Origin of the sequence: Brevibacterium sp. LS14 (assembly GCF_012027885.1) — a bacterium.
Classification (GTDB): Bacteria; Actinomycetota; Actinomycetes; order Actinomycetales; family Brevibacteriaceae; genus Brevibacterium; species Brevibacterium casei.
On the sequence record NZ_SJXG01000028.1, the window covers coordinates 1 to 14,314 of the forward strand.

General features: G+C 66.3%; 11 protein-coding genes. 2 read left to right on the forward strand and 9 right to left on the reverse strand.

Annotated features, from left to right (window positions below; genetic code table 11):
* Positions 1-176: 176 nt before the first annotated feature.
* The 9 genes from EZE58_RS02180 to rpsL form a co-directional block, all read right to left on the reverse strand.
* Positions 177-1,514, reverse strand: a complete 1,338-nt coding sequence (locus EZE58_RS02180) for an ABC transporter ATP-binding protein (protein WP_009379190.1) — start codon at positions 1,512-1,514, stop codon at positions 177-179.
* 94 nt (positions 1,515-1,608) lie between these two features.
* Positions 1,609-2,445, reverse strand: a complete 837-nt coding sequence (locus tag EZE58_RS02185) for a carbohydrate ABC transporter permease (protein WP_009379189.1) — start codon at positions 2,443-2,445, stop codon at positions 1,609-1,611.
* A gap of 2 nt (positions 2,446-2,447) precedes the next feature.
* On the reverse strand, positions 2,448-3,290 hold the full coding sequence (locus EZE58_RS02190; RefSeq protein WP_009379187.1) for a sugar ABC transporter permease: 843 nt from the start codon (positions 3,288-3,290) through the stop codon (positions 2,448-2,450).
* Positions 3,291-3,337: 47 nt separating this feature from the next.
* Positions 3,338-4,648: an extracellular solute-binding protein gene (locus EZE58_RS02195; RefSeq protein ID WP_009379185.1), complete on the reverse strand. Its 1,311-nt coding sequence runs from the start codon at positions 4,646-4,648 to the stop codon at positions 3,338-3,340.
* Positions 4,649-4,719: 71 nt separating this feature from the next.
* Positions 4,720-6,444 (reverse strand): alpha-amylase family glycosyl hydrolase, encoded by a 1,725-nt coding sequence (locus EZE58_RS02200; protein ID WP_009379183.1) that lies wholly within the window; start codon positions 6,442-6,444, stop codon positions 4,720-4,722.
* 134 nt (positions 6,445-6,578) lie between these two features.
* Positions 6,579-7,772, reverse strand: a complete 1,194-nt coding sequence (tuf, locus tag EZE58_RS02205) for an elongation factor Tu (protein ID WP_009379181.1) — start codon at positions 7,770-7,772, stop codon at positions 6,579-6,581.
* Between the two features lie 115 nt (positions 7,773-7,887).
* On the reverse strand, positions 7,888-9,993 hold the full coding sequence (gene fusA, locus EZE58_RS02210; RefSeq protein ID WP_009379179.1) for an elongation factor G: 2,106 nt from the start codon (positions 9,991-9,993) through the stop codon (positions 7,888-7,890).
* Between the two features lie 86 nt (positions 9,994-10,079).
* Positions 10,080-10,550: a 30S ribosomal protein S7 gene (gene rpsG, locus EZE58_RS02215; protein ID WP_009379177.1), complete on the reverse strand. Its 471-nt coding sequence runs from the start codon at positions 10,548-10,550 to the stop codon at positions 10,080-10,082.
* The gene (gene rpsL, locus EZE58_RS02220; RefSeq protein ID WP_009379175.1) at positions 10,550-10,924 is read right to left on the reverse strand and encodes a 30S ribosomal protein S12; all 375 of its coding nucleotides are present in this window, start codon (positions 10,922-10,924) and stop codon (positions 10,550-10,552) included. The genes rpsG and rpsL overlap by 1 nt, the downstream gene beginning before the upstream one ends.
* 474 nt (positions 10,925-11,398) lie before the next feature.
* Between rpsL and EZE58_RS02225 the strand changes: the two genes are divergently transcribed.
* On the forward strand, positions 11,399-11,863 hold the full coding sequence (locus tag EZE58_RS02225) for a Fur family transcriptional regulator (RefSeq protein ID WP_100227484.1): 465 nt from the start codon (positions 11,399-11,401) through the stop codon (positions 11,861-11,863).
* Positions 11,864-11,966: 103 nt separating this feature from the next.
* A complete protein-coding gene (gene katG / locus EZE58_RS02230; RefSeq protein WP_009379166.1) occupies positions 11,967-14,177 on the forward strand; it encodes a catalase/peroxidase HPI in 2,211 nt (736 codons plus the stop codon).
* The last annotated feature ends 137 nt before the right edge of the window (positions 14,178-14,314 follow it).

Sequence of the window (14,314 nt, forward strand, 5' to 3'; positions counted from 1 at the left end):
AATACGCCGAAATCGCCGATTCGCCTCGGTTTATCGACCACACACGGGTTGGTTCGGCGCTGCACCTGCTCGAAGCGGTCGTCCTCCACCCGTACAAGCCGCCCCGCCGAGGCGGTCTGCCCTCACGCAACCGGAGTCGTTCTCATGCTTCGACGGCGGTGGTGAACTGAGTGGGGCTATGCCTCGGTGGCGGACTGAGTCTGACCGTTCTGCTGGACCTCGCCGTCGGCCCGGACCCCGCCGTTGCGCTGCGCCTGCCCGTTCCCGTTCTGCTGGGCCTTGGCACGGTCGAGCGCGCGCTTCCGGGCGGCCTCCGATTCGGCTGCCAGACGCTTCGCGTTCTCCGGGTCGCGGGTGAGGTTCTCCCCCGTCTCGGGGTCGAAGACCATGACCTTGGCCGGGTCGAACCAGAGGTCGACGGTGTCACCCTCCTGGACATTCGTCGCCGGATCGAGGACGGCGACGACCTGAGTGCGCGCGCCTTCGCCGTCGAGGTCCCGGTCGAGCTCTTCGAGGGCCTCGCGCACGGCGGGCGCCGCCTCGAAGGGCAGGTAGGCGTAGACCTCGTTGCCCAGCCATTCGGTGACGTCGACCTCGGCGCTGAGCAGGGCGCCACGTCCGCGGCGCTCCTCGTCGATCGTCGCCGCATCGTGGAAGTCCTCGGGTCGGATGCCGGCGACGAGGTACTGGGGTGCGTCGCGCAGCTTCTCCCGCTCGCCCTCGGGCAGGGTGAAGACGCCGAAGGGCGAGCGCAGCTCACCGTCGACGTTCTCCACCGGCAGGAAGTTCATCGGCGGGGAGCCGATGAAGCCGGCGACGAAGAGGTTGACCGGCTCGTCGTAGAGCTCCTGCGGACTGGCGTACTGCTGGAGGACGCCCTTCTTGAGCACGGCGACCTTGTCCCCGAGCGTCATCGCCTCGGTCTGGTCGTGGGTGACGTAGACGGTCGTCACCGCGAGGTTGCGCTGCATCCGCGCGATCTCCGTGCGCATCTGGATCCGCAGCTTCGCATCGAGGTTCGACAGCGGCTCGTCGAAGAGGAAGGCCTTCGCATCGCGGACGATCGCCCGCCCCATCGCCACGCGCTGACGCTGACCGCCGGAGAGGTTCGCAGGCTTGCGGTCGAGGTGGTCGCCCAGCTCGAGAAGCTTCGCCGCCCGCGACACCCGCTCGTCGATCTCCTGCCTGCTGTACTGGCCCTTGGCGAGGATGAGCGGGAACGCGATGTTCTCGGCCACGGTGAGGTGCGGATAGAGGGCGTAGTTCTGGAACACCATCGCCAGGTCCCGCTCCCGGGGTGCGGAGTCGTTGACCCGTTCGGAGTCGATGCGGAGGTCCCCCTCGGTGATGTCCTCGAGGCCGACGATCATCCGCAGAAGCGTCGACTTGCCCGAACCGGAGGGGCCGACGAGGATGACGAACTCGCCCTCGGCGATGTCGAGGCTGACGTCGTTGATCGCCGGGAATCCGTCGCCGTAGCGCTTGACGATGTTGCGCAGTTCGATCACTGACATGGTCGTGTGCTCCGTATCTGTGCGGTCACGATCCGCGGGTCCGCAGAGTGCTGCTCTGCGCTCCCGCGACCGGTGGCTGTGGCTTCTGGGCTGATCATCCCTTCACCGCTCCCGAGGTCAGGCCGGAGACGATCTGGCGCTGGAAGAGGAGAACGATGATGATGATCGGAATGGTGACGATGATGGCGGCCGCGGAGATCGCCCCCGCCGGCTCTTCGAACTGGCTGGCTCCGGTGAAGAACGAGAGTGCCGCCGGCACCGGGCGCGCCGCCGAGGTGGAGGTCAGGGAGATGCCGTAGACGAAGTCGTTCCAGGCGATGAAGAAGGCGATGATCGCGGTGGTGAACACGCCGGGCGCGGCCAAGGGCACGATGACCTTGCGGAACGCCTGGAAGCTCGTCGCCCCGTCGACCTGTGCCGCCTGCTCGAGCTCCCACGGGATCTGCCGGAAGAACGCCGCAAGCGTCCAGATCGAGATCGGAAGGGTGAGCGAGAGGTAGGGGATGATCAGGCCCGCCCACGTGTCGTAGAGCCCGATCGCCGACCAGATCCGGAACAGCGGGGTGACCAGCGAGATGACGGGGAAGATCGAGACCGCGAGCGCCATGGTGAGGATGAACTTCTTGCCGGGGAAGTCGAGCCGGGCAACCGCGTAGGCCGTCAGGGTGGCGAGCACCACAGCGATGACGGTGGCGATGAGGCAGATGCCGATCGAATTCACGAGCGCCGGGAGGAAGAGGTCCTTGGCCGCACCCGTGAAGATGAGCTCGTAGTTCGACCAGTCGATCGCCGTGGGCCAGAACCGCTTGTTCGCGATGTCCCCGGGCGACTTGAGCGACAGGGAGACGATCCACAGCACCGGGAACAGTGCGTAGACGGCGACGATGAGGCTGATGACGATCCACCAGACTGTGTGCTTGCGACCCGACATCGTCACTCTCCCCTCGCCTGGGCCAAGTCGACCTTGAAGACCTTGATGAAGATGAAGCAGATGAGGGCGACGCTGAGGAAGAGGAGGACCGAGAGCGCCGAACCCATTCCCAGCTGGAGCTGACCGATCGACTGGTTGTACGTGAGGAAGGAGACCGTCGCCGTGTTCTGGGCGCCGGCGGTCATGACGAAGACCGAGTCGAAGACGCGGAAGGCGTCGAGGGTGCGGAAGAGGAGGGCGACCATGATCGCGGCCTTCATGTTCGGGATGATCACCTTCGACATCCGCTGCCACCACGAGGCGCCGTCGACGGTCGCCGCCTCGAGCATGTCGCCGGGGATCTGCGCGAGGCCAGAGAGCAGGAGGAGCGAGATGAACGGCGTCGTCTTCCAGATCTCGGCCGCACAGATGACGAGGAACGCCGACCAGAAGTCGCCGAACCAGTCGAACTCGGGCATCGAGAGCCACGTCCCGACGAAGCCTGTGCCGAGGTCGAAGGCGTACTTCCACGAGAAGGCGGCGACGACGGTGATGATGCCGTAGGGAATGAGGATCGCGGTGCGCACCCACGGGCGCACTGCTTTGAGTGCATTGAGCATGACGAGGGCGAGTGCGAACCCGAGGACGAGTTCGACGGCGACCGTGACCACGGTGAGCAGCAGAGTCACCCCGACCGTCTGCCACCACAGCGGATCGGTGAGGATGACGATGTAGTTCTGCCCCCAGTTGACGAAGCGGTTGTCAGGGTCCGTCATCCGGTAGTTGAAGAACGAGAAGTAGACGGCCTGGAGGATGGGATAACCGGTGACGGCGAGGAGGATGATGACCGCGGGGGCCGAGAGCATCCAGCCCAGCCGCGTCTCCCCTCGCTGCCGGTTCGACACACGTGCCTTCACAGCAGCCTCTCCCCTCGGAGGATCTCGAGGATGAACTCCTGAGATCGTGCCGGCGTCGACTCGGGGTCAACGCTGCCCGGCGGATGCCAGGACTTCTGGATGCCGCCTGTCACCTCGTTGTAGTACGGGGTGAGCGGGCGGGCTGCCGAGATCTTCAACGACTCGGCGACGGTGTCGGCGACGGGGAACTCCTTCTGGACCTCAGGGTCGTCGAAGGCGGCGAGGTTCGAGGGAGCATTGCCGTCGGTGAGGAAGTACTCCGCCTGCTTCTCCGGCTGCCTGATGCACGCGACGGCCTCGTAGGCGAGGTCGGGGTTCTCGGAGAACGCGCCGACGCCGAGGTTGATCCCACCCAACGGCGGTCGCGCCTCCTGGGATTCGTCGACCCGGGGGTAGATCGTCCAGCCGATGTCGTCGAGCACCGCCTGGTCGAGGCTTCCCTCGTCGACGGCGGCCTTCGTCGCCGGGTAGATGAAGGGCCAGTTGACCATGAACCCGCCGTCGTCGGACTGGAACTCGAGCATCGAGGCATTCTCGTCGAGGTTGGACAGCTGAGGTCCGCCGACACCGGTGGAGCCGATCTTGGACATGATCTCCGCGGCGCTCCTGCCCGCCTCGGAGTCGATGCCGAGCTTGACTTCGTCGGCGCCGTCGGAGTCGGGGTTCGTCACGATCGATCCGCCGGCGGATTCGATCATCGCATTGATCCACACGGTCAGGGACTCGGCCCGAATGCCCTGGACGCCGACGCGCTTGTCCTGCTCCGCGGCGGCGTCGATGATCTGGTCCCAGGTGACCGGCTGGGACATGTCGAGGCCCGCCGCCTCGGCGACGGACTTCCGATACCACAGCAGCTGCGTGTTCGCCCAGAACGGGGTCGCGACGAGTTCGTCCTGGCGAGTCGAGGACTCGACGGAGGACGGGATGACGCCTTCGGTGAACTCGTTCACGTACTTCTCGGGAACCGGGGTGAGGTAGTCGGCGTTGGCCATCTCGGCGACGTAGACCGGGTCGAGGCTCATGATGTCGATCGAGGAGTCCTGCGAGGCGAGGCGGCGGATGAGCTGCTCTCGCTGGCTGGGTGCGTCGTTGGGCAGCAGGCTCGTCGAGATCCGGTACTTCCCGTCCGCCTCCGCGGTGCACTGTTCGGCGATCTTCGCCTGACCCCCGTTGTCGGGGTTGATGTACCACGTCAGCGTCGGTGTCGATGTTCCGCTCGCACAGCCGGTGATCCCGACGAGTCCGAGCAGGGCGAACGCGGCCAGGCCCGTTCGCCAGGGCCGGAGCTTCCTTGCCGTATGCCTCATTGCCTACCTGCCAGTCTGCGACGTTGCCGGTGGCACTGCCACCTGGATCACACATTACCTCAAGTCGGCACTCATGCCAGTGGCACCCACACTGCGCTCTCGCCCGACAGCGTCCCCTCGTCCCATGCGGCAGGTCCGCTTGCGGCCAGGGTCGGCCGCCCGACCGCCTCGGGCAGGGCGATCGGCACCTCCGAGAGGTTCGCGGCCACGAGCACCGCGGCGGTCTCCGTCGTCACGGTGAAGGCGAGGAGTCCCCGCCGCGGATCGTGGAGGGGGTGCCACGCGAACGCTCCCCGACCCATCCCGAGCTCCCGGCGGGTCCGGAGCAGTCCCCGGTAGAGGTGGAGCTGGGACTCGGGGTCGTCGTTCTGGATGTCATGGGCGAGGACGGAGTGGCCCTTGGGCTGGGGAAGCCACGTCTCCTCCCCCGCCGGCGTGCCGAAACCCAGATGCGGCGCCGAGGCGGACCACGGGTACGGGGTGCGGGCCCCGTCACGGCCGAGTTCGGCTCCGCGGCTGCGCGCATAGACCGGGTCGCGCCGCGCCGAGGCGGGCAGCTGCGTGTGCTCGGGCAGCCCGAGTTCGTCACCCTGGTAGATGTAGGCCGATCCCGGCAGTCCCAGTTCGATGAGCGCCATCGCCGAGGCGCGACGACGTCCCAGCGTGAGATCCGGCTGCGGGTCGTCGGGTCCGATGCCCCGCTGGTGGGGCGGAGGTTCGGCGACCCCGAAGCGGCTGGGGTGGCGGACGGTGTCGTGGTTCGAGAGCACCCAGGTCGGTGCCGCGCCGACCTCAGCGGCCGCGGCGAAGGTGCCCTCGATCGCACGGGCGAGACCGGGAGCATCCCAGCCGGCCATGAGGAACGTGAAGTTGAAGGCCTGATCCATCTCATCGGCGCGGACGTAGCGGAAGAGACGCTCGAGGGGTTCGACCCACGCCTCGGCGACGAGGATCCTCTCCCCCGGGTACGCGTCGAGGATCCTCCTCCACTCACGGTAGATCTCGTGCACCCCGTCCTGGTCGAAGAACGGCGAGGCGGCCGTCGGTGAGGACGAGGGCACCGGCTCGCCCGAGGCTTCGAGCGCGGGGACATGGTCGGGCAGCCCCTCGGCCTTGACGAGTCCGTGGGCGACGTCGACGCGGAAGCCGTCGACGCCGCGGTCGAGCCAGAAGCGCAGGATATCGGCGAACTCCTCGTGCACGGCCGGGTTCGACCAGTCGAGGTCGGGTTGGGTGGGGTCGAAGATGTGGAGGTACCAGTCGTCGCTGCCGGGCAGGCGGGTCCAGGCGGGACCGCCGAAGACCGAGGTCCAGTTGTTCGGCGGGGCGTCCCCACCCTCTCGGCCGGGGCGGATGACGTAGAGATCGCGGGCGGGGTCCCCCGCCTCGGCGGTCAGGGCCGCTTGGAACCACGGATGCGTCGACGAGGTGTGGTTGGGCACGAGGTCGACGATGACGCGGATGCCTGCGTCGTGGGCGCGGGCGACGAGCTCGTCGAAGTCGTCGAGGCTGCCGAAGAGCGGGTCGACGTCGACGTAGTCGGCGACGTCGTAGCCGGCGTCGTTCTGCGGTGAGGGGTAGAAGGGCGAGAGCCAGATCGCGTCGACCCCGAGGTCGACGATGTGCGAGAGGCGATCGAGGGTGCCCCGCAGATCCCCTACTCCGTCGCCGTCTCCGTCGGCGAACGACCGGGGGTAGATCTGGTAGATGACGGCGTCGTCGGACCACCTCGGCGAGGGCGGGACCGAAGGCTGGGGCCTGCCGCGCTCCTGCGGCCTCGCTGCATCTGTCGTCATGGGTCTCCTCACGGGATCGAAGTCCGACGTCTCCAGCATAGACGCGACAGGGGCCGCAATCCCTGTACGGGATTGCGGCCCCTGAACTGCTTCAGACCGGGGTCCGAAGGCTGAGTTCACTCAGACGAGTCAGATCACTCGATGATCTTGGTGACTCGACCGGCGCCGACGGTGCGTCCACCTTCGCGGATGGCGAAGCGGAGGCCCTCCTCCATGGCGATCGGCTGGATGAGCTCGACCGACATGTCGGTGTTGTCGCCGGGCATGACCATCTCGGTGCCCTCGGGCAGCGTGATGACGCCGGTGACGTCCGTGGTCCGGAAGTAGAACTGCGGACGGTAGTTCGAGTAGAACGGGTTGTGACGGCCGCCCTCGTCCTTGCTCAGGATGTAGACCTGGGCCTCGAACTTGGTGTGCGGGGTGATCGAACCCGGCTTGACGATGACCTGACCGCGCTCGACGTCTTCGCGCTTGGTGCCGCGGAGAAGCAGACCGACGTTCTCACCTGCACGGGCGTCCGGCAGGGTCTTGCGGAACATCTCGATGGCCGTGACCGTGGTCTTCGAGGACTTCGGCTTGATGCCGACGATCTCGATCTCCTCGTTGGGGAGGAGGACGCCGCGCTCGACACGACCGGTGACGACGGTTCCACGACCGGTGATCGTGAAGACGTCCTCGACGGGCATGAGGAACGGCTTGTCGACGTCGCGCTCCGGCTCGGGAACGAAGTCGTCGACCTGGTCCATGAGCTCTTCGACGGTCTTGACCCACTTCTCGTCGCCCTCGAGGGCCTTGAGAGCGGAGACCTGGACGACGGGAGCGTTGTCCCCGTCGAACTCCTGGCTGGAGAGGAGGTCGCGGACCTCGAACTCGACGAGCTCGAGGAGCTCTTCGTCTTCGACCATGTCGGACTTGTTGAGAGCCACGACGATGTAGGGCACACCCACCTGACGCGCGAGCAGGACGTGCTCACGGGTCTGCGGCATCGGACCGTCGGTGGCGGCGACGACGAGGATCGCGCCGTCCATCTGAGCAGCACCGGTGATCATGTTCTTGATGTAGTCGGCGTGACCCGGGGCATCGACGTGAGCGTAGTGACGCTTCTCGGTCTGGTACTCAACGTGCGAGACGTTGATGGTGATGCCGCGCTCCTTCTCCTCAGGTGCGTTGTCCACCTGGTCGAAGGCACGTGCCTCGTTGAGATCGGGGTACTTGTCCGCCAGGACCTTGGTGATCGCAGCGGTCAAGGTGGTCTTTCCGTGGTCAACGTGGCCGATGGTGCCGATGTTGACGTGCGGCTTAGTCCTATCGAAACTAGCCTTTGCCACTGGGTTCCTCCTCGTGGTTGGCAAAAGATATGCGGTTCATATCTTAGACCTTTGTTGGTTATCTTTCATTCCGGTGATGTTGTTCTACATCACCTTGGCGATGAGCCTTAGGAGATCACTCTCCGCCGCGCACCTTCTGGATGATCTCGTCGGCAACAGCCTTCGGGACCTCCGCGTAGCTGGAGAACTGCATCGAGTACACCGCACGGCCCTGGGTCTTCGACCGCAGGTCGCCGATGTAGCCGAACATCTCCGAGAGCGGGACCATCGCGCGGACGACCTTCACGCCGGAAGCGTCGTCCATCGACTGGATCTGGCCACGCCGAGAGTTGAGGTCGCCGATGACGTCACCCATGTATTCCTCAGGGGTGCGCACCTCGACTTCCATGACCGGCTCGAGCAGAACCGGGTTCGCCTTCCGGACGGCCTCCTTGAGGACCATCGAACCGGCGATCTTGAACGCCATCTCCGAGGAGTCGACGTCGTGGTAGGCACCATCGACCAGGGTGGCCTTGATGCCGACCAGCGGGTAGCCGGCGAGGACACCGAGCTGCATGGCGTCCTGGATGCCAGCGTCGACGCTCGGAATGTACTCGCGCGGCACGCGGCCGCCCGTGATGGCATTCTCGAACTCGTAGATCGTGTCGCCGTCGACCTCGAGAGGCTCGAAGGTGACCTGGACCTTCGCGAACTGTCCCGATCCACCCGTCTGCTTCTTGTGGGTGTAGTCGTACTTCTCCACGGCCCGACGGATCGTCTCGCGGTACGCGACCTGCGGCTTGCCGACGTTCGCCTCGACCTTGAACTCGCGACGCATGCGGTCGACGAGGATGTCGAGGTGGAGTTCGCCCATGCCGCGGATGACGGTCTGACCGGTCTCCGCGTCGAGCTCGACCTGGTAGGTCGGGTCTTCCTTGACGAACTTCTGGATGGCAGCCGAGAGCTTCTCCTGGTCGCCCTTCGTCTTGGGCTCGATGGCCACGGAGATGACGGGCTCGGGGAAGGTCATCGACTCGAGCGCGATCGGGTGTGCCGGGTCGCACAGGGTGTCACCGGTGGTGGTGTCCTTGAGGCCGATGAACGCGTAGATGTGACCCGCGATCGCCTCTTCGACCGGGTTCTCCTTGTTGGAGTGCATCTGGAAGAGCTTTCCGACGCGCTCCTTCTTCCCGCTCGTGGCGTTGAGGACCTGCTCACCCGACTTCACCTGTCCCGAGTACACGCGGACGTAGGTCAGCGCACCGAAGAACGGGTGCGTGGCGACCTTGAACGCGAGCGCCGAGAACGGCTCCTTGACGTCGGGCTTGCGGACGATCTCCTCTTCCTCGTTGCTCGGGTTGTGTCCGATCATCGGAGGCACGTCGAGCGGCGAGGGGAGGTAGTCGAGGACCGCGTTGAGCATGGGCTGGACGCCCTTGTTCTTGTACGCGGAACCGCACATGACCGGGAAGGCCTCGGAGTTGATGACGAGAGAGCGGATGCCGGCCTTGATCTCCTCGATGGAGACCTCTTCGCCCTCGAGGTACTTCTCCATGAGCTCCTCAGAGCTCTCGGCGACGTCCTCGACGAGCTGGGCGCGGTATTCCTCGGCCTTGTCCTTGAGATCCGCGGGGATCTCGATCTCGGTCATGTCCTGACCCTTCTTGGACTCGTCAGGCCAGATGTAGGCCTTCATCTCAAGGAGGTCGACGATGCCCTCGAACTCGGACTCGGCGCCGATCGGCAGCTGGATGACGAGCGGCTTCGCACCGAGGCGGTCCTTGATGGTCTGCACGGTGAAGTAGAAGTCCGCACCGAGCTTGTCCATCTTATTGACGAAGCACACGCGCGGAACGTTGTACTTGTCGGCCTGACGCCACACGGTCTCGGACTGCGGCTCAACGCCTTCCTTGCCGTCGAACACGGCGACGGCGCCGTCGAGGACGCGGAGCGAGCGCTCCACCTCGACGGTGAAGTCGACGTGCCCGGGGGTGTCGATGATGTTGATCTGGTAGTCGTGCCAGTAGCAGGTCGTCGCGGCCGACGTGATCGTGATGCCGCGCTCCTGCTCCTGCTCCATCCAGTCCATCGTCGAGGCACCGTCGTGGGTCTCGCCGATCTTGTAGTTCACACCGGTGTAGAACAGGATGCGTTCGGTCGTGGTGGTCTTACCGGCATCGATGTGGGCCATGATGCCGATGTTGCGGACCTTGTTCAGGTCGGTGAGCACGTCAAGTGCCACGGTGTCTCTCTCTCAATCGATGACTTGATCGACTCCCCCGGCCCCCGGTCGGTCCGGAGCGGACCGACCGGGGGCGGGGGCGACGATTACCAGCGGTAGTGGGCGAAGGCCTTGTTGGACTCGGCCATCTTGTGGGTGTCCTCACGGCGCTTGACTGCGGCACCGAGGCCGTTGCCGGCGTCGAGGATCTCATTCATGAGGCGCTCGGTCATCGTCTTCTCGCGACGCTGGCGGGCGTAGCCGACGAGCCAGCGCAGCGCGAGGGTGGTCGAACGAGCAGGACGGACATCGACCGGAACCTGGTAGGTCGCACCGCCGACACGGCGGGAGCGGACCTCGAGGGACGGACGGATGTTGTCGAGGGCCTTCTTGAGGTTGGCGACGGGGTCGTTGCCGTTCTTCTCACGAGTTCCCTCGAGGGCACCGTAGACGATGCGCTCGGCCGTCGACCGCTTGCCGTCGAGCAGGATCTTGTTGATCAGCTGCGTGACGAGCGGCGAGTTGAAGACCGGGTCGATGACGATCGGTCGCTTGGGTGCGGGACCTTTGCGCGGCATTACTTCTTCTCCCTCTTCGCTCCGTACTTGCTGCGGGCCTGCTGACGGCCCTTGACACCCTGGGTGTCGAGGGAACCGCGCACGATCCGGTAGCGCACACCCGGGAGGTCCTTGACACGGCCGCCGCGGACGAGCACGATCGAGTGCTCCTGCAGGTTGTGTCCCTCGCCGGGGATGTACGCGGTCACTTCGATCTGGCTCGAGAGCTTGACACGAGCGACCTTGCGAAGAGCCGAGTTCGGCTTCTTGGGGGTCGTGGTGTACACACGGGTGCACACGCCGCGACGCTGGGGGCTGCCCTTGAGGGCAGGGGCGTCGGACCCTGCGGACTTGTTATGCCGTCCTTTGCGGACGAGCTGCTGGATTGTCGGCACTAAGCGTTCTCCATTGCTTCTCGATGAACCTAATTCCCACATCGGTCGCGCATGCGCGTCTGTGAACCGTGGGACATATCCGACTGAACACCGGGTGAAGCTTGACTCCCGATGCCAGTATCCGCGCGATGTCACGCACCCTGCGGTCGGGAGTGTCGCAAGGACACACACGCGCAGAGGCCCGCGGTTTCGGCGGCCTGCGCCGGTCGCACTCACACTGGTCCCAGGCCTCACAGAACACCTGGCATGATCGTCCGACGACGCAGATAACACAATCAGTCGCATCCCAGAATATCGCGTGCGCGAGCCTCTGGTCAAAACCACCGGCACCCTGCCGGAACGGGAGCGCGAGGGCCTCCGCCCCGGCGAGACCGGGGTCACACGGCCCTCCGGCCCGGCAGCCACCTCGGCGAGGAGGCACGGCTGAGGACCCGCTTCCTTGACTCATTCAAGAAAACGGGGCAGGGTGAAGGTGTGTCAGAGGAAGAACGCGTGCACGCCGAGGACTATTCCGCGACCCTGCGGAGCAGTTCCCTGCGCGTGACGAAGCAGAGGGTCGCGGTGCTGGCGGCGGTGGACACCCACCCCCATGCCGACACCGAGACCGTCATCCGGTCCGTCAGGGAGAGCCTGCCGGACGTCTCCCATCAGGCCGTCTACGATTCGCTGCACACGCTCACCGCGGTCGGCCTCGTCCGGAGCATCCAGCCGTCCGGGTCCGTGGCCAGGTACGAGCGGCGCATCGGCGACAACCACCATCACCTCGTCTGCCGGTCGTGCGGTCTCATCGTCGATGTCGACTGCACGGTCGGCCGGGCGCCCTGTCTGAGTCCGTCGCACGATCACGGATTCGCAGTCGACCAGGCCGAGGTGACGTTCTGGGGACTCTGCCCCGACTGCCGCAGCGGCAGTGAGGGACCGAGCGACCGGGGAGACTGAGCAACGCACCTCTGTCGCGTGAACCGGCGCAGACGCCTGCGGGCAACCGCTGCCGAGGACCACAGCTGAGCCGCGCTGCGGCTCGAACCCGAAAGGAACCCCCATGTCCGAAACCTCCACCACGGGCGGCTGCCCGGTCGTCCACGGCGACTCGACGGCAACCGCGACCACCGAGCCCGGGTCCCTGACCTCTCCGATGCAGGGCGACGCCAACTCCCACTGGTGGCCCAACCGCCTCAACCTCAAGATCCTCGCGAAGAACCAGCCGGCCCGCGACCCGATGGATGAGGACTTCGACTACGCGGCCGAGTTCAACAGCCTCGACTACTTCGCTCTCAAGGCCGACCTCGCGGAGATGCAGCGCACGAGCGAGGACTGGTGGCCCGCCGACTTCGGCAACTACGGCCCGTTCATGATCCGCATGGCCTGGCACTCGGCGGGCACCTACCGCGTCCAGGACGGTCGCGGCGGCGGCGGTGAGGGCCAGCAGCGCTTCGCCCCGCTCAACTCGTGGCCCGACAACGTCGGACTCGACAAGGCCCGGCGTCTGCTGTGGCCGCTGAAGAAGAAGTACGGCAAGAAGATCTCCTGGGCCGACCTCTTCATCCTCGCGGGCAACGTCGCCCTCGAGCAGATGGGCTTCAAGACCTTCGGCTTCGCCGGCGGACGCAAGGACGTCTGGGAGCCGGACAACGACGTCTACTGGGGCTCGGAGACCGAATGGCTGGGCACCGACAAGCGCTACGCGGGCAACCGCGAGCTGCAGAAGCCGCTGGCGGCGACGACGATGGGTCTCATCTACGTCAACCCGGAAGGCCCTGAGGGCGAGCCCGATCCGCTCAAGGCCGCTGCCGACATCCGCGACACCTTCGGTCGGATGGCGATGAACGACGAGGAGACCGTCGCCCTCATCGCCGGCGGTCACACCTTCGGCAAGACCCACGGCGCCGGCCCCGAGAGCCACAAGGGCGCCGACCCCGAGGGCGCCCCGCTCGAACAGCAGGGTCTGGGCTGGAAGTCCGACTTCGGCACCGGGCACGGCAATGACTCGATCGGCAGCGGCATCGAGGTCACGTGGACCTACCATCCGACCCGCTGGGACAACGAGTTCTTCCACATCCTCTTCGCCTACGAGTGGGAGAAGTTCGAGAACGAGGGCGGCCACATCCAGTGGCGTCCGATCGACGGCGGCGGCGACGACATGGTCCCGATGGCCCAGGGTGAGGGACGCCGGGAGCCGCGCATGCTCACCACCGACCTCTCCCTGCGCTTCGACCCCGCCTACGAGAAGATCTCGCGCCGCTTCAAGGACGACCAGGCCGCCTTCGAGGACGCGTTCGCCCGGGCCTGGTTCAAGCTCACCCACCGTGACATGGGCCCGGCCACCCGGTACCTCGGACCCGAGGTTCCCACCGAGGAGCTCATCTGGCAGGACCCGGTTCCCGTCGGCACCCCTCTCAACGACGGTGAGCTCGAGCTCGTCAAGGCCTCGATCCGCAACTCGGGTCTGAGCGTGTCCCAGCTCGTCTCGACGACGTGGGCCGCCGCCTCCTCGCACCGCGTCTCCGACATGCGCGGCGGCGTCAACGGCGGGCGCCTGCGCCTCGAACCGCAGCGTGACTGGACGGCGAACGAGCCCGCGAAGCTCGCCGAGGTGATCGGCGTCCTCGAGGGCATCGCCGACCAGACCGGCGCCTCCTTCGCCGACGTCGTCGCGATCGCCGGTGCCGTGGGCGTCGAGACCGCCGCCGCCGCGGCCGGCCACGACATCACCGTCCCGGTCTCGACCGGTCGCGGGGACGCCTCGCAGGAACAGACCGACATCGAGTCGTTCTCCTACCTTGAGCCCACCCACGACGGCTTCCGCAACTACCTCACCCCGGATCTGCCCCTGGCCGCGGAGTTCCTCCTGCTCGACCAGGCGAGCCTGCTCGGGCTCACCCCGTCCGAGCTCACCGTCCTCATCGGCGGCCTGCGCGTCCTCGGGGCGAACTACGAGGACTCCGAGCTCGGCGTCTTCACCGACCGCAAGGAGCAGCTGACGAACGACTTCTTCGTCAACCTCCTCGAGCTCGGCAACACGTGGAAGGCCGTCGGCGATTCGGCGACGACGAACCTCTACGAGAACTACTCCCCCGATGGTGAGAAGCTGTGGTCGGGCAGCCGCGTCGACCTGCTCTTCGGTGCGAACTCCGAGCTGCGTGCGATCGCCGAGGTCTACGCCTCCGACGATGCGCAGGAGAAGTTCGTCACCGACTTCGTCCGTGCCTGGACGAAGGTCGTCGAAGCCGACCGCTACGACCTGAAGCGCTGAGCCGACCCCCTCGCCGAGGCGGTGGCACGGACCCCGCGCCACCGCCTCGGCGAGGGCACGGTTCCGCACCGCACGGGCGGTGCCCCAACCAGGGGCACCGCCCGTGTGCTGTCCCCGGTCGGCGGGTGTGGTCCCCG

Excerpts from the sequence above, each read along its gene's own strand:
- EZE58_RS02200 (WP_009379183.1), bottom strand. The coding sequence starts at position 6,444 with ATGACGACAGATGCAGCGAGGCCGCAGGAGCGCGGCAGGCCCCAGCCT.
- rpsG (WP_009379177.1), bottom strand. The coding sequence starts at position 10,550 with ATGCCGCGCAAAGGTCCCGCACCCAAGCGACCGATCGTCATCGACCCG.
- katG (WP_009379166.1), top strand. The coding sequence starts at position 11,967 with ATGTCCGAAACCTCCACCACGGGCGGCTGCCCGGTCGTCCACGGCGAC.
- EZE58_RS02185 (WP_009379189.1), bottom strand. The coding sequence starts at position 2,445 with ATGTCGGGTCGCAAGCACACAGTCTGGTGGATCGTCATCAGCCTCATC.
- EZE58_RS02180 (WP_009379190.1), bottom strand. The coding sequence starts at position 1,514 with ATGTCAGTGATCGAACTGCGCAACATCGTCAAGCGCTACGGCGACGGA.
- EZE58_RS02195 (WP_009379185.1), bottom strand. The coding sequence starts at position 4,648 with ATGAGGCATACGGCAAGGAAGCTCCGGCCCTGGCGAACGGGCCTGGCC.
- EZE58_RS02190 (WP_009379187.1), bottom strand. The coding sequence starts at position 3,290 with ATGCTCTCGGCCCCCGCGGTCATCATCCTCCTCGCCGTCACCGGTTAT.